The sequence below is a fragment of the Shewanella sp. HL-SH2 genome, assembly GCF_051164935.1.
Classification (GTDB): domain Bacteria; phylum Pseudomonadota; class Gammaproteobacteria; order Enterobacterales; family Shewanellaceae; genus Shewanella; species Shewanella glacialimarina.
Genome location: NZ_CP195035.1, coordinates 2,855,944 through 2,873,297, shown reverse-complemented (window position 1 = coordinate 2,873,297; position 17,354 = coordinate 2,855,944). Strand labels below are relative to the sequence as shown.

The following is a 17,354-nucleotide window of genomic DNA, read 5'->3' as shown; positions in this document are numbered from 1 at the left end:
GCTATTTTTAATCTGGAGAAAATACATCATGTTACATACACTAAATGATTTAAAAAATTTAGCCATTCATGCATCGGATGGGGATATTGGACTGACCAAAGATTTTTATTTCGATGATAAACAATGGGTTATCCGATATCTGGTGGTCGAAACTGGATCTTGGTTATTTAGTAAAAAGATTTTGCTTTCACCTATATCAATTAAAGAGTTAAATCAGGAGGAACAGACGCTCACTGCCACAATTTCAAGGAAGCAGGTTAAAAATTGCCCCGACATTGATAGCGAAAAACCGGTTTCTAGACAATATGAAGTAGAATACATGCGATATTATGGTTACTCACATTACTGGGATAGCACGGGTATTTGGGGAAGTTATCCCAGTCCTAACATGATAGCCCCTGGTTCTTACAGTGTAGCGCCAAAGCCAGATGACTTAGATTCTCCAGACAATTTCGCAGACATCGACGCTGCACTATCGCGGGATAATGATCATCATCTGCGCAGTAGTGATGCTGTGACGGGGTATCACCTTGATGCCATAGACGGTGAGTTGGGCCATTTGCAAGGTATGTTAATAGATATCGAGACTTGGGAAATTCGTTATTTGATTATTAACACCAGTAATTGGTGGCTGGGCCATCTGGTTTTGATTGCACCCAAATGGATTAAAGAGGTGAGTTGGCCAACCTCTAAAATTTATGTTGATATGACGCAGAAGCAAGTGAAAAATGCACCTACTTTTGATCCCTCAGAGCCTTTCAACCTTGAACATGAGCAAAGTCTCCAAGCTCATTATGACCGTGATGATGAATAAACATTATTACCTCTTTTTGTGATCTTTGACTGCCATGTTTACGCTAATCATTTAAAAGGTGCTTGGCGTAAAGTTATCTATTTTTATATTTTTATATTGAAATAATGGGCTTTATTTCAAGATGCAAATATGGTCAATCCCAGTGAGTCACTGCAGTTTTTATTCTTAAAATCACTGTAACCAAATAAGTTTAAATATTGTGTTAACTTTTTAATTCGAGAGTTTGGTTTCCTCTTTATTACAAGCAAATTATCCCTTTGCATGATTCAACGAAAAAGCCTTGTCGAATGACAAGGCTTTTTTTTGAGCTGAGAATAGCACTTTGAACTCAAGGGTTTATTTTTATTACAGCAAGCTATCTTAACCTAAGAGTCTGATGCAATCTTGTTTAAGATGGAAAGGATTATGACGCAAACATTAGTCAATCAATCGATCTAATATAGGTTAATACAGGCGCTTATCGTCAGGCACAATGCTATTCAAAAGGCTTTGCCAGATGCAACGGGTCGAGTATTGCTTTAAGTTTATCTTCGTCTAAATCGGTTTCTTCAAGCGCAATGGCTAATACTGATTTATGTTCTTTATCTGCTCGTTTAGCAATTTTTGCGGCCATATCGTAACCCACCACTGAATTAAGTGCGGTTGCCAGAATAGGGTTTTTTTCTAATGCCTGGGTCAAATGCTCTGCATTGGGCTTAAATTCGGCAAACACTTTATCGGTCATGGCCTGGCAGGCATGGGTTAATAAATCAATACTGGACAGTAGCTTATCGGCAATCAGTGGCAGCATCACATTTAACTGAAAATTACCCGATTGCGCCGCGATGGTGATGGTTGTTTCATTGCCGATAACCTCAGCAGCAATCATGGCTACGGCTTCTGGGATCACGGGATTAACCTTACCAGGCATTATCGATGAGCCCGGTTGCAGCGCCGTTAAACTAATTTCTTGTAATCCTGCCACAGGGCCAGAGTTCATCCAGCGTAAGTCATTGGCGATTTTCAATAAGGTAACCGCTAACCCTTTGAGCGCCGAAGCCATGGCTAAGGTATGATCTTGGCTACTCATATACAATGCAGGCATTACCGCCGCTTGCCAGGGGATTTGATCTTGCTGTTGTAAGTCATCACATGCAAGTTTGGCAAAATTAGGGTCACAATTAACGCCAGTGCCCACCGCAGTGCCGCCCAATGGCAAATGATGCAGGCTCAGCTCTACTTGCTGTAACCTAGCTTGAGCACTGTTTAGCTGTTGTTGCCAGCATTGCAGTTCTTGGCCAAGTGTAATCGGCATGGCGTCCATTAAATGGGTGCGACCGGTTTTTACTGTATTGGAATACTCATCGGCCAAAGTTGCTAATTTGTCACTCAAGCCCTTAATCGATGGATACAACAAGCCCTTTAATTGCCTAACCGTACTGATATGAATGCAGGCGGGCACCACATCGTTACTGCTTTGCCCCATATTGACATGATCATTAGGGTGAATTTTTGCCTGCAAAATGTTGCTAGCGAGGCTGGCAATGACTTCATTAACATTCATATTAGAACTGGTGCCAGAGCCTGTTTGGAACAAATCAATTGGAAAGTGCTGCGAAAAATCAAGCTTCTTACTGGCGATAATCGCTTGTTGAATTGCTTTGGCCATAGCGTTATCTAACAAGCCGAGTTGGCTATTAGCCTGTGCTGCAGCTGATTTTATGTCGAGTAGGGCGAGTATTGCTGGCGTCGGAAAGCGCCGCTTCGAAAACTGAAAGTTATCTCGTGCGCGTTGAGTTTGTGCCTGATAATAAACATCATCTGGCACCTGAACGTTCCCCATACTGTCATGCTCTATACGCATCTTACTCATAAGGTTTTCGACTCGATTTTTGATTGGGTTAAGGTAGTGTATTCACTAAGCTTAGCAGGAAGTGCCCGTAAATGTTTATGGGGAGACCAGCGATGAATGATGCTATGCAATTATTGAAACAGCTTGAAAATAATAGAAAATATTTTTGGTTTTATAGCTTTGATTGATTTGGCGTCAATTGTATTATTCTCGACTTGAGCTATGCGGGTATCTTGCGACTATTAATCAAGGTATAGGCCTGTTAATTGCAGCAACCGACTTGAATGTATAATCATTAATCAGTGTTAATATTGATGCATGCAGACATGTTAAAAACTCATAAATTTACTTTACTAGAAGACATACAACCCTTTAGCGCAAGCAGCCTTAAATGATATGATATGGCAATATGTTTTAACAAAGCTAAAACTCACCGAGTGAAGATGCGGCTATTTCGGCCTAACTATCCGCCTGATGAGTGCCGTAAATCGATTTTTATTAGAATGATGCTAGGTGTATTTCTTTCCTGTCGTCCTATAGTTAGGGCGCTTACCTTTATCGTTTTTCAGCATTACTGGAGACAAGACTCATGACAAACGTGAATACCACGCAGTTAACAACTAAGCCATCTGAAGATGGTTTTCATATGCCCGCCGAATGGGCGAGGCAGCAAGCTGTGTGGATGCTTTGGCCATACCGTCCTGACAACTGGCGCTCTGCTGGTGCATATGCTCAAGCCACGTTTGCCAAGGTGGCTGATGCCATCGGTGCCGCTACACCCGTTTATATGGGCGTGCCCAAGGCATTTTTAACGCAAGCTAAGACGATTATGCCTGCTCACGTTACCTTGGTTGAAATCGATAGCGATGATTGCTGGGCACGCGATACCGGCCCTACTGTCGTGGTAAATGCCAAGGGCGAATGTCGTGGTATCGATTGGGGCTTTAATGCCTGGGGCGGTCATAACGGCGGTTTGTACTCTCCATGGGATAAAGACGAGCAAGTTGCACTGCAAATGAACGCACAACATGGTTTTGAGGGGTATCGCGCGCCACTTATTCTTGAAGGCGGTTCAATTCATGTCGATGGTGAAGGCACCTGCATGACCAGTGCTGAATGTTTACTTAACAGCAACCGCAACCCAGATTTGACCCGTGAACAGATAGAAGCATTACTGTCTGAGTACTTAAATGTGCAGCAGTTTATCTGGTTGGAAGATGGCGTTTACATGGATGAGACCGATGGACATATTGATAATATGTGCTGTTTTGCGCGTCCAGGTGAAGTGATTTTGCATTGGACTGATGATCAAAATGATCCGCAGTATCCTCGCTCAAAAGCGGCCTTAGATGTGTTACAAAATGCTGTTGATGCACAGGGTCGTAAGTTAAAAATCCATTTAATGCCACAACCGGGCCCTTTGTATTGTACTGAAGAAGAAGCGCAAGGTGTAGAAGTGGGCACTGGTGTACCACGCACGGCGGGTGAGCGTTTAGCGGGTTCTTACGTGAACTTTCTTATTACTAATCAGCGTATTGTTTTCCCACTGCTTGATCCTGCAACTGACGATATTGCAGCTCAAAAATTACAGGACATTTTCCCTGAATATGAAATTGTTGGTGTGCCTGCACGGGAGATCTTATTAGGTGGGGGTAATATCCATTGTATTACCCAACAGATCCCCTCTGGTCAATAAATAAAAACCAAGACCAATAAAAGACAGTGAATTTTCAGTCACTGTCTTTGATGATATTTATCTTTTAGAGCAATTGATCTTTAACACAATTGCCTTTCAAGAAGAGGTTGTAACATGTTCGAAGTCACTGAGATTTCTATTGCTGAGCTGCGTGCAGCGCTTGAATCAGGTCGTACTACATCGGTTGAACTGGTTAAGTCATATTTAGCGCGAGTTGATGCTTATGACGGTCCAGCGACACAGACCAAGCTAAATGCATTAGTGGTGCGCAATCAAGATGCGATAAAAGAAGCGCAGGCTTCTGATGCACGCCGGGCTCGTGGTCAAACACTGAGCCCACTCGATGGTATTCCTTATACCACCAAGGACAGCTACCTTGTTAAGGGGTTAACAGCGGCTTCGGGCAGCCCAGCGTTTAAAGATTTAGTGGCTCAATATGATGCCTTTGCCGTGGAGCGTCTACGCGAAGCCGGTGCTATATGCATAGGCAAAACCAACATGCCGCCTATGGCTAATGGTGGTATGCAGCGCGGTCACTATGGTCGCGCTGAAAGTCCATATAACGCGAACTACCTTACTGCTCCTTTTGCTTCTGGTTCGTCTAATGGCGCCGGAACTGGCACCGCGGCAAGCTATTCAGCTTTTGGCTTAGCTGAAGAAACATGGTCAAGCGGTCGAGGACCTGCATCAAATAATGGTTTGTGTGCTTATACTCCATCACGCGGTGTCATCTCTGTGCGCGGTAATTGGCCATTGACACCGACTATGGATGTGGTCGTACCTTACACCCGCACTATGGCAGACATGCTCGAAGTACTTGATGTTATCGTGGCTGATGACCCAATCACCCGTGGTGACTTGTGGCGTTTGCAACCTTGGGTTCAAATCCCCAAAGCATCAAGCGTGCGACCACAATCTTATTTGGATCTTGCTGCACAAGCCGACACGCTTAAAGGCAAGCGTTTTGGGGTGCCGCGCATGTACATCAATAAAGATGAATTGGCTGGCACCAGCGAAAATCCAGGTATTGGTGGACCAACCGGTCAGCGTATCAATACCCGCGCGACAGTTATCGACTTATGGGAAGCGGCGCGCAAAGCACTTGAGTCTGCTGGAGCAGAAGTCATTGAAGTTGATTTTCCGCTGGTTTCCAACTGCGAAGGTGACCGACCTGGTGCGCCGACCGTGTTCAATCGCGGCATAGTCACAGCTGAGTTTTTGGAAGATGAGCTATGGGAATTATCAGGTTGGGCATTAGATGAATTCTTGCGTGCTAATAATGATCCTAAATTAAATAAGCTTTCTGACGTTAACGGCCATTTAATTTTCCCACATGACTTAGGCACCTTGCCAAATCGTGAGGGCGATTTAGCCGCAGGCATGGATGAATACGTCAACATGGCTAAAAGAGGGCTTAAGTCGTATAACCAAATCGACAGTGTTCCCGATGGACTGCGTGGCTTAGAGAAAACGCGCAAGCTGGATCTAGAAGACTGGATGGACGAGCTAAAACTTGATGCTGTGCTGTTTCCAACTGTGGCTGATGTGGGTCCTGCTGATGCACACCTTAATCCTGCGTCTGCCGACATAGCTTGGAGCAACGGTATTTGGGTTGCCAACGGTAATCTGGCTATTCGTCACTTAGGTGTACCAACGGTAACTGTGCCTATGGGCGTAATGGCCGATATTGGTATGCCAGTGGGTTTAACTTTTGCAGGCCGTGCCTATGACGACAATAACCTGCTTAAGTTTGCCAGTGCATTTGAAGCGACGGGCAATAAGCGCGTTATTCCTTCACGCACACCAGCGCTAGGTCAATAAGCCCTGAACTGCAGCATTAAGCCTAAATATCACAAATCAACAATGGGATTGGTATTCTAAATATCAATCCCATTTTTTATTTCAATACATATGCATCTTTAATATAAGCATAATGTCAATATATCGCTTATAACAAATGGCATTAGTTTTTGTATTCAGAGGTTAACAGTTTTCTTGGAAAGTGGGTTACAGGTAATTATTTTAACAATAATTACCTATTTTTCGATAAGAAGTAAGTCGACTTGTGACCATTTATAAAGTGATTGATAGGTAAGCTATAAAAATTGACAAATGACTAATTTGGGACTAGAAATATAAGCGTCAACTAATTGTAATATGACTATGTCCCCAAATAACTGGAGGTTAACTTGGAACAATTAACGGAATCATATATCTTTTTAGAAGAAGCAGATAAAAATCAACAAAAAATCGAAAAGCTTAGTAAAACATGGAAGATATTAAGTATCGAAGATGACTTAGATTACCAACGAGCCCTTGTTTCCAGCTTAGAATCGTTAATTTTACCTGATCGCATCAGATTGAGAATACTTACGGCTAACTCTGCTTTTGAAGCGTCAATTATCCTCAGTACTCATCCCGATATAGGTCTGATTTTAGTGGATGTAGTGATGGAGGAAGACGATTCTGGCCTACGTTTAGTCAGTACTATCCGAGAAGAGCTAGGAAACGCGCTAGTTAGAATTGTCCTTGTAACAGGGCAACCTGGATTTGCTCCCGAAAAAGAAGTTATGCATGCCTTAGATGTAGACGAATATTGGAATAAAACTGACTTAAAACACGATAAATTACATTCTATAGTTTCCAGTAATTTTCGAACCTGGAATTATATATCAGAGCTTGCTGAAGCAAATCAAAGCCTACAAATAGTGCTCGATGCTGCTAGAAGTATAAGTTGTCGTTACGAACTCCCCAACTTTACCCGAACCGTATTAGCCGAAATCGCCAATATCATTGGTGCTAATGAAGGTGGTTTGATCTGTATGGGTAATAACCTTAACACAATTAAGGGTGCTCATGTTGTAACTGCTACTGGTTGTTTTGAAAACCTCGCGGGGATCACTATTTCTGATAGTCATCTAACTGAAATTCATGAAGATTTACAGAAAGCACTTAATCAAAAATGTCACGTTATAACAGGACTACGCTCCGTGCTTTATTTTGAAACCAAAGATGTAAACGAGAAATGCTATTTAATTGTAGTGAGTTCCTCTAAAGCTTTAACAGAGGCACATATCAATTTACTTAAAGTTTTTAGTGAAAATATCAGTAGTGGTTTTACCAATATAGCTTTAATTAACCGTGTGACTGAACTTGCCTATACCCACAGTGATCTGAATATTCCTAACCGTAACTGGTTAAAAAAAGAAATTCAGAAAATGAGTTCTTTAGAGTGGAAACAAACTCGCTTAATAATGCTAGATGTGAAGTATTATGATGAAATGAAATTTACTTTTGGCTATGAGTTTACACAGAATGTATTGATTTATGTATATAAACTCTTGCATGAAATATTACCGACTAGTTCACAAGTTACTTTATCAGGGCACAAACAGTTTTCTATTTTATTAGACATTAATTTTGAGTTGACTCCTGAGCTAATCGATAAACTAACTTCTAATGAAATAGAAGTTGATGGTGTAGCACATATCACTTCCTTCACATTACTCGATATGCCCCTTGATACTCTAGATCAAAACTCAGCTATCAAAATAATCAGTATGGCTGAATCAGAACTTAAACAAGCTTCCTTGAACAACATTGCCTACATACAACATTCACAACACGAAACAGACTTAATAAATCGTCGTTACAGTTTAATGGGGGAATTACGTAATAGCATTCGTGAACGTAAATTGAGTGTTATGTTACAGCCCAAAGTATGCTTATGTTCGGGAGAAATTGTTGGTTTTGAATCTTTAGCTAGATGGCAACGTGATGACGGTAGCTTTGTGCCACCAGATGAATTTATACCTATCGCGGAAGCTGCTGGGTTGATTATTAAACTTGACTGCTTGATATTTGAAAAAACCATGGAAGTATTAAAAACCTTGGTTGATATGGGGTACCGAATTCCTATCGCTTTTAATGCTTCTTCTGTTGACTTATTACACCCAGATTATTTTAACTTTATCACTAATTGTATTACTCGCTATGGCTTGCCTTCGGAGTTACTAGAGCTAGAGGTGACAGAGTCTCAGTCAATTGCAGATTACGATCGCATTCAAGAATCTCTGCAACGCTTTGTGATTTTAGGCATAAAAATAAGTATTGATGACTTTGGAACGGGTTATTCATCACTTGCACATATTTCAAACATTACCGCCCATTCGATCAAAATTGATCGAAGCTTTGTTAGTCAGCTTGAAGTAGATGAAAACAGTGAGCATGTTATCAATATGATTTTGAAATTAGGAAAAAAATTCAATTTCAGCATTGTGGCTGAGGGTATTGAAACTGAATATCAAAAGATGTGGCTTAAGAACGCAGGTTGTGACATTGCTCAGGGTTATTTATTCTCTAAGCCCTTAGCTATCCAAGACTTAATCGAATGGCTAGCAGCATATCGCAAGTAATAGGTACTGTATTTATGTCATTATTTACAACTAATCTTGCTATTCCAGAGCGCCGTTTATTGTTGAAGTCTTTACTGGTATTGGTTTTTTCAATAATACTTGCATGGTTGACCTATCAACTTCTTTATAAGAATAAAGTGGAGGAGCTAAAAAATATTCAAAGTCATAAACTGTTTATAGCAACAAACCTATTTAGTCGTGAGCTGAGCGGCTTAGGTGACTTGCTGACTTTTCTGGCAAGTAGCCAAGCTCTTTCTCAAAAAAACGATCAAAGTAGCCAGACTCAAGGTTTAACACTACAATTAAAACAACAAGTTAATAACTATTTTATTGAATTTGGTAAAAACTCGTCTAGAATCTCACAAATTCGCTGGCTTGATCACAATGGACAGGAAGTTGTAAGGGTCGAGTTTGATGCCGGTGAAGTTGTTGTGCCGCAAGTAACAAGTCTACAAAACAAACAGGCACGTTATTATTTTAAGCAAGGAATGCAAGTCGCTGCGCCAAATATGTATTTTTCACCGATTGATCTGAATGTTGAACGCGGTGAAGTAACTAAACCATTTGAACCTGTAATAAGAGGAACAATTAAAACATCATCAGATACACATCTATTATCTGGATTGCTAATAATCAATTATCGATTAGATAATTTGCTTACAACCATCCGGGATCATAATATCCCGGAAGCTAAAATATCTATTATCAATCGTCAAGGATATTGGTTGCTACACCCACAACCCGATAAAGAGTGGGGCTTTATGCTAGATAAGCCAAGGTTAAATTTAAAAACTGAGTCACCAGATCTTTGGCACTACCAAAATGAACATCCCACTGGCGGCGATTACATTCTTAACAATGTACTCAGTAGTTTTATTCCTTTAGCAATATTTTTAAGTGCGGAACCAGGTGTTAATACTAACGAGTTATTATTTTATGCGACCAGTAATCCAAATTTTTTGTCGGGTGCGAGGACTCAGTACTTATTTTTTGTACTAGTAATTTTTTTGAGTTTAGCTATATGTGGTTTCTTCATCATTTGGCGTGAGTTTAGTTATCAATCAAAGCTAATCGCACTTTCGTTGAGATTACAAAACGAGCAACAAGAATTAAAACGCGTTAATGATTCATTAACAAAAAATATCGTTAGACAACAACTTTTACAGGACGAGTTGGTTGAGGCCAACAAGTTATCATCTTTAGGGTTAATGGTTGCTGGTTTAGCTCATGAACTTAACACTCCACTTGGCGGTGCGATTATCTGCGTATCTAGTGCTGATAATGCCAATGAAAAGTTGAAAAAATCTATGTTAGAGGGTTTATCTAAAAGCCAGTTTAGCGCTGCAGTGGAGTTAATACACAGCAGTCTGCACCTAGCAATAGTTAATTTAGATAAAGCCGTTAATCATTTAAAACACTTTAAACGCTTAGCAATTGACCGCGTTAATGAAGACTATATTGAATGCCTGTTGAATGAAGTGGTCAGTGACCTGATTGTTAGCTTACAACCTTTATTTATTAAAACTAAAGTTGTACTTGTTGAAGATATTGAGGCCAACTTAACATTATTAAGTCGACCAGGTATTATTTCCCAAGTACTAGAGAATTTGATTATGAATAGCTTGCAACATGGGTTTGCTCCAGGACAGACAGGTATCATCGAAATAAAAGCGCGTCGGTTTGGTGAAAATCAAATATCTATTCTATTGTCGGACAACGGATCTGGTATCTCTTCAACTATGCAAAATAATCTATTCGATCCCTTTGTTACAAGCGGAAGGGGGAAAGGTAATATTGGACTAGGTTTATATATGGTTAATCAATGGGTAACAAAACTTTTGGCGGGCCAAATAATGCTTAACTCTGAACAAAATAGTGATAATAAGTTTTCCACTCAGTTTACCGTTTTACTACCAATTAATTCGAAAAATCCCGAAGTGAATAATATAAATTGAAAAGTTATAGTTAATTAATATTCGATATAACTAGTGAGCTAAAACTAAAAGTGAAAAAAGTAAACTAGTATCTTACACGTTTATTTTTAGCACCGATGGCTTGTGTTATGCCAATGGGGCCATCATCGACACAATTATTGTTGATCCTCCTTTAGTCAATGTTGTGCCGAATTTTGTTATCACTAATTTAGAAGATATTTGCAAGTTTGGTGTCTGGTTGGCACAATATAAATTTACAACTTAGCTATAGATGACTAAGTTGTAGTTTTACATTGTATTGATTGTATTAGAATACCTCTCTTAAATCGTCTTTACCAATAGCTCTTGTCTAACGATTTCAGCACCTGCACTTAAGGCATTGAGTTTGGCTCTTGCTACTTGATGCGTTAAAGGTGTCATGCCGCAGTTGGTACAAGGGTAAAGCTTATCAGCATCGACAAATTGAAGTGCTTTTCGCAGAGTATCTGCCACTTCCTCTGGCGTTTCTATGGTATTGCTTGCTACATCAATCGCACCAACCATGACTTTCTTACCGCGAATGAGTTCAAGGAGCTCCATCGGCACATGGGAGTTGTGACATTCTAGTGAGATAATATCGATATTTGATTTTTGCAGTTTGGGAAAGGCTTCTTCATATTGACGCCACTCAGAGCCCAAGGTTTTTTTCCAATCGGTATTAGCTTTTATGCCATAACCATAACAAATATGGACCGCGGTTTCGCATTTTAGCCCTTCAATGGCTCTTTCTAAGCACGCTATGCCCCAGTCATTCACCTCATCAAAAAACACGTTAAATGCAGGTTCGTCAAATTGAATAATATCAACACCCGCAGCTTCTAATTCTTTGGCTTCTTGATTCAGTATAATGGCAAATTCCCAGGCAAGTTTTTCACGACTTTTATAATGATCATCATAAAGTGTATCTATCATTGTCATAGGGCCAGGAAGCGCCCATTTTATTGGTTGCGTGGTTTGCTGACGCAAAAATTTGGCGTCTTCAACAAAAACCGACTTTTGACGGCTCACTGGACCAACAACTGTGGGAACGCTGGCATCATAACGGTCACGAATTTTAACGGTTTTACGTTTTTGAAAATCAACGCCATTGAGGTGCTCAATAAAGGTGGTCACAAAATGTTGGCGTGTTTGCTCGCCATCACTGACAATATCAATACCTGCTCGCTGTTGATCGTGTAACGACAAACGCAGTGCGTCTTGTTTGCCAGCAGCTAACTCATCACCTTGTAATTTCCAAGGAGACCATAGTGTTTCAGGCTCTGCTAGCCATAGAGGTTTAGGTAAACTGCCCGCAGTTGAAGTGGGTAGTAGTATTTGTTTTTTTAATGTTTTCATTATATTGATACCGTAAATTTTGACTAACGTAACCACTGAGCTAAGCGGTTAAACCGTGCGAATAAATATATAAATTACGCATAATTAGCTGACCATTGCTCAAGTACAGTTTGATACGGTTTGATAAAATACTCCGCAGCAAATTTCCCTTGTTCCGTAGCAAGTTGGCTACGTTCTGCGCGATCATAAACAATTTGCGTCAGTGAATGATCTAGATTTTTCAAATTTGGTTGATAGCATTTACCCGCCACGGCATTGGCATTATAAATCTCAGGTCGGTAGATTTTTTGAAAGGTGCCCATTGTGCTTATGGTGCTTATCAGCTCAAGATGAGTGTAATCATTGAGTAAATCACCAAAGAAGTAAAAAGCTAACGGCGCGACACTATTTGGCGGCATAAAGTAGCGAACCTGTAAGCCCATTTTTTGGAAGTATTGTTCGGTCAATGACGATTCATTCGGCTGGTATTCAACCCCTAATACCGGGTGTTGGTTTTCAGTGCGATGATAGGTCTTGTTATCCGAAACACTGAGGCAGATAACCGGTGGCTTAGTGAAGTGCTGTTTATAGGTATCTGAGTTAACAAAATATTTAAACAGTTTACCATGTAGCTCACCAAAGTTTTCTGGGATGCTAAATTGGGGCTGATCTTTGTTATGATCTGGCAGTAATACGCTAAAATCATAGTCGCGAACATAAGAAGAAAAGTTATTGCCGACTATGCCTTCAATACGTCTATTGGTTTTGCTATCAACAATATTGGTTTTCAAAATTTCAATCGAAGGGAAGGCTTGGCCACTGCCTGAAATGTCCATATTAACGGAAATAATTTCAAGTTCTACTGTATAGCGATCGCCTTTTGGATTATCCCAATGGGCTAAGGCATTAAAACTATTATCAATCATCTTCAACGCGTTGCGTAAATTGGCCTGACGATAGCTGCCTCTGGCTAAGTTAGCAAAGTTGGTAGTGATACGGGTTTTGTCTGAAGGGTGGTAATTCTCATCTAGACAAATGCTGTTAATTGAAAATGTAAAATTATTATTCATGGCGATTTAGTATCCATTCTATGATTTCAAACCTGAGTTTATGCATTGTGCTTCTAGACATTTTTTATCTACTGATCTCATTTTCTCAGTCAGTTGTCTTACAGTCTTTTAGGTTTTTCGCCTGATGACTTAATTAAGGATCAGTTATAAGTTTGTCTAGTGTTTTGCGCTGAGTAAGTTATACGTGGTTCGGTACATGAACAAAAACGGTATTATTTCACTTCAAACATGAGTCATATTCATGTTCTTTCTGTTTGAATATTAATGTAGGTGTCAGCCGGTTTAGGTTATATTCATTAGCTGGATTAGTGCATAATTTGATTGGTGTCTTTGTGTAAGGTGCTGATTTTATGGGTAGGTTTTTTATTAGTGATTTTTATTGATTATATTTTGTGTTTCGCTTTGCGGTAGGGTTTCTTTAGCTTGTATGATAGGTCTTGTTTAAACTCGGAGTTATTAAGTGATAAAAAATGCGCCGTAAATAGAACTCCTGCCTTTTGCGGTAAGCATAGATGTTTTTCTCTAACTGTTTGTTAACATTCAATCAACTCTGCTAAAGTTAATCCATAATGCTTTATATAATATGTCTAAAGCATAATTTAAGCTCAGTTACCGCACTTTTGTGGCGTTTCTAGTGCACTTTTTACAGGGAACTTGAATGATAAAGCTCTTAGCAAGTTTGAAGCAATCTATTGTTAGTCATACCTTGATGGCGGTAGGTGTTCGAATTTTATTAGTGATAAGCATATTAACCACCTTAAGTTATTTTCATATATTCTCCGAGATAGAGTCGACCAAGTTAGCTGAATTCCAATCTTTTACCCAAGAAAGGGTGGCTAGAGAAAGCCAAATTTTCACTTTGGCAGAAGACAACCACAAATTACTAAAGCAAGATATTCTGAATTCTTATCAGCCATCAAATAAAGCAGCGATGTTGTCCCTTTTCGATCAAGACTTCATTCGTCAAGATGATCATGCTGTGCGTTTTAATCCAAAATTATTCGATGCAAATGAACGTGCGGGGGTTTGGATTGCAAAAGATGTCCAATTAACTGACGAGCTTAAATACCGTGCAAGTTTACTTTATACACTCGTCAGCGATTATGGCAAAAGCTGGCGCAATCGTTTCATTAATACTTATGCTTATGGTACTGAAAACTTTGCCGCCATTTATTGGCCAGAAATTCCTGATTTTACCTATCGATTAGCCGCTGATTTTGATATCCGTTTGGAAGAGTATTTTACCATTTCGATTGAAAAAAATAATCCAGAGAAAAAGACGGTTTGGACAGGCGTTTACCTTGATAAACAATCTGATATTTGGATGGTTTCAATAGAAACGCCTATTTATTATCAGCAGCAACACATAGCCACCATTGGCAATGACATGTCTTTGGATGAACTGTTCCAAAGAACGATTTATCAGGCTCCCCAAGGGGCGTATAACCTTATTTTTCGTCACGATGGTCGCTTGATTGCACATCACAATTACATTGAACAACTTAAAGCGGCTGATGGTCAGTTTATTATTAATCGGGATGGTAGCGATTCATTAAAATCAATTTATCAAGCGGTAATTAGTGCAGAACCGAGCCAAAAAATGATTGAATTGGCACAGATAGATTCTTATTTAATGGTCAGTAAGCTATCAGGCCCTGGTTGGTATTATGTCAGTGTTATACCTAAGGCCCTGGTGAGTAATGTGGCTTCTAGTACGGCAATAATTGTATTCATTTCAGGATTTATTGCACTTGGAATTGAGTTGATGGTGCTATTTTTTGTAATGAGAAAGAAAATTACCCAGCCTTTATCAAAACTAAATAATGCCACCCTCGCATTATCTAGAGGTGAACAAGCAGGAAAGTTAGATGATCTTCGCCCAGATGAATTAGGGCGTCTTGCCAGTGCTTTCAATGCAATGAATCATAATTTAATTAAACGTGACAATCAGCTGGCGAATGCAAACAAAGTACTGGAAACACAATTACATCAAATACAGTTAAGTCAAAGTAACCTTGCTAATGCGCAAGCTGCTGCACGTTTAGGGAGTTGGCAGTATGACATTGTAACTAACCAATTAATCCTGTCAAAAGAGCTGGTTAAACTATTGGAGTTAAATTCATCTCAAGTTGCAAATCTCAATATCGAAGGATTATTTAATCGGTTAGGTAAAAGTGATAATGAACCCATATCAGATGTGTTTAAGCAGTTTATCGAACATGGTGTTGCTTTTAGTTTGAGTCATGAGTTAGTTAGCATTAATGATAAGCATGATCGCAGTTATGTTCATTCAACAGGACAGGTTGAGCAAGATGGACTGCGTTTGACTGGTACAGTACAAGATCTAAGTGAGCAACATAAAGCGGAACAAGCTAAAAAACAAAGTGAGCAATTGTTCCGTAATGTGTTTCACAATTCGACTATTAGCATGGCTGTGGTAGGGCTTGATGGCAAAATCTTACAAGCTAATAACACACTCTGCAAAACGTTCGGCTATACCTATGATGAAATCAACCTGTTAAATTATGTCGATTTACTTCAGCCAAGTGAACGTGAATTAGGTTACAAACAATTAGAGCTTATTCGTCATGCACAAGCGAAGTCATTTGATACAGAAATAACCTTGGTCTGTAAAAATGGTACAGAACTTTGCTGTTATATTAATGTTTTTGTTCAAAAAAATATCGATGGCCTAGCCGACTATATTTTTATTCAGTGCATTGATATTAGCTTAAGAAAACAGGCTGAACTTAAATTAAATCAGTTAGCTTTTCATGACCCTTTGACTCATTTAGCTAACAGAACATTATTTATTGAGTTTCTGACCAAGGCAGTAAGGCAGTATAAACGTGATGCTGAACACAATTTTGCTCTGTTGTTTCTTGATTTAGATGGATTTAAATTAGTCAATGATAGTTTAGGTCACTTAGAAGGCGATAAATTACTGGTTGCGATCGCTGAAAGGTTGAGTCATGAAATACGTAATTCAGATACTCTGGCAAGATTTGGTGGAGATGAATTTTGTATATTAATGGAGTGTATTACAAATGAAGATCAGGTGGTTAAACTTGCCGAGCGTATTAATAGCTCACTTAATAAACCCTTTATGTTAAATAATGAGTCTGTTGTGACCAATGCTAGTATCGGTATTGTTTTGGCGAGCAAAGAGCTACTTGATGCGCAAGAATATTTACGTGATGCAGACAGTGCTATGTACCATGCAAAGCGTGAAGGCCGAGGGGGTTATGCAATCTTTAATGAAGATATGCATATGATGGCGAAAAAATCAGTTAAGGTTGCGTAATGAGTTAAGTCAGGCTGTAGATGAAAAGCAATTTATTGCTTATTTTCAACCAATTATCAAATCTAGTACAGGCCATATAGCCGGTTTTGAGGCATTAGTTCGTTGGTTGCACCCAACCAAAGGATTGATTGAGCCGATAAAGTTTTTAGGTATAGCTGAAGAGATGCGAAGGATAGCTGAAATTGATTATCTGGTTATTGATCAAGCATTAGGCCAAATAACCCAATGGCGTGAACAGTTAAAACGCGATGATTTAACCGTGAGTTGTAATGCGTCGAGTGACTTAATCTCAACTTATCATGTTGTTGATAAACTCAAAGCACTTTTAGACAAGCATGGATTGCCCGCACACTGCCTTAATATTGAAGTCACTGAAAGTGTATTAATTAATGATCCAGAAACAACGATGAAAATATTATATCAACTGCAGGCTATCGGAATTAATATTCATTTAGACGACTTTGGCACTGGTTTTTCTTCGCTGAGTTATTTACATCGTTTTCCCATTCATAACATAAAAATTGATCGCAGTTTTGTTAGTCGGTTAATGGATAGTGACAAAGATCATGCCATTGTTGAAAGTATAGTGTTGTTAGCTAATCGCCTCGGAATTGCAATAACAGCAGAAGGGGTAGAAACAAAAGCGCAATATCAGGCATTACAAAAAATTGGTGCAACCAAAACTCAGGGTTATTACCACAGTAAACCAGTAGACTCAGATTCAGCGATGACGCTGTTACTGGCTGATACAAAGCAACTTAACGAATTCTAATTAGTGGATGTTAATTGTTGCACATTGGAGATAAAATTTTTGGTAAAAATCTCTCATTAGCCTAGTCTTTAGTTATATGAGAGTCATATTTTTTGCGTTAATTCAACAAGGCACCAGTGACATTTAAATTAAACTGTTTGATTATGCTAAGTTGTATGAATATGG

The 17,354-nt window shown here is 39.4% G+C and carries 10 protein-coding genes; 7 read left to right on the top strand and 3 right to left on the bottom strand.

Annotation, left to right across the window (positions count from 1 at the left end):
• The first annotated feature begins 28 nt into the window (after positions 1–28).
• The gene (locus ACRWP9_RS12510) at positions 29–814 is read left to right on the top strand and encodes a PRC-barrel domain-containing protein (protein WP_434926280.1); all 786 of its coding nucleotides are present in this window, start codon (positions 29–31) and stop codon (positions 812–814) included.
• Positions 815–1,289: 475 nt separating this feature from the next.
• Here ACRWP9_RS12510 and ACRWP9_RS12505 read toward each other — a convergent pair whose 3' ends face one another.
• Positions 1,290–2,666 (bottom strand): lyase family protein, encoded by a 1,377-nt coding sequence (locus tag ACRWP9_RS12505; protein WP_434926279.1) that lies wholly within the window; start codon positions 2,664–2,666, stop codon positions 1,290–1,292.
• A 568-nt stretch (positions 2,667–3,234) separates the two neighbouring features.
• Here ACRWP9_RS12505 and aguA point away from each other — a divergent pair.
• The 4 genes from aguA to ACRWP9_RS12485 all read left to right on the top strand — a co-directional run bounded on the left by aguA (position 3,235) and on the right by ACRWP9_RS12485 (position 10,711).
• Positions 3,235–4,341 carry an agmatine deiminase gene (gene aguA, locus ACRWP9_RS12500; RefSeq protein ID WP_434926278.1) on the top strand — a complete coding sequence of 369 codons (1,107 nt, stop codon included), beginning with the start codon at positions 3,235–3,237 and terminating at the stop codon, positions 4,339–4,341.
• Positions 4,342–4,455: 114 nt separating this feature from the next.
• Entirely contained in the window at positions 4,456–6,162 is a 1,707-nt protein-coding gene (locus tag ACRWP9_RS12495; protein WP_434926277.1) for an amidase, read from the top strand.
• A gap of 368 nt (positions 6,163–6,530) precedes the next feature.
• Entirely contained in the window at positions 6,531–8,756 is a 2,226-nt protein-coding gene (locus ACRWP9_RS12490) for an EAL domain-containing protein (RefSeq protein WP_434926276.1), read from the top strand.
• A 14-nt stretch (positions 8,757–8,770) separates the two neighbouring features.
• A complete protein-coding gene (locus tag ACRWP9_RS12485) occupies positions 8,771–10,711 on the top strand; it encodes a sensor histidine kinase (RefSeq protein WP_434926275.1) in 1,941 nt (646 codons plus the stop codon).
• A 300-nt stretch (positions 10,712–11,011) separates the two neighbouring features.
• On the opposite strand, the gene ACRWP9_RS12480 is transcribed toward ACRWP9_RS12485, so the two are convergent.
• Together ACRWP9_RS12480 and ACRWP9_RS12475 are read right to left on the bottom strand one after the other, a co-directional pair.
• Entirely contained in the window at positions 11,012–12,064 is a 1,053-nt protein-coding gene (locus tag ACRWP9_RS12480; RefSeq protein ID WP_434926274.1) for a methionine synthase, read from the bottom strand.
• 74 nt (positions 12,065–12,138) lie between these two features.
• The gene (locus tag ACRWP9_RS12475; protein ID WP_434926273.1) at positions 12,139–13,113 is read right to left on the bottom strand and encodes a DUF1852 domain-containing protein; all 975 of its coding nucleotides are present in this window, start codon (positions 13,111–13,113) and stop codon (positions 12,139–12,141) included.
• A gap of 658 nt (positions 13,114–13,771) precedes the next feature.
• On the opposite strand from ACRWP9_RS12475, the gene ACRWP9_RS12470 reads away from it, so the two are divergent.
• Positions 13,772–16,417 carry a diguanylate cyclase domain-containing protein gene (locus ACRWP9_RS12470; RefSeq protein ID WP_434926272.1) on the top strand — a complete coding sequence of 882 codons (2,646 nt, stop codon included), beginning with the start codon at positions 13,772–13,774 and terminating at the stop codon, positions 16,415–16,417.
• Positions 16,410–17,189 carry an EAL domain-containing protein gene (locus ACRWP9_RS12465; protein ID WP_434926271.1) on the top strand — a complete coding sequence of 260 codons (780 nt, stop codon included), beginning with the start codon at positions 16,410–16,412 and terminating at the stop codon, positions 17,187–17,189. Before ACRWP9_RS12470 ends, ACRWP9_RS12465 begins: the two co-directional genes overlap by 8 nt.
• Positions 17,190–17,354 lie beyond the last annotated feature (165 nt).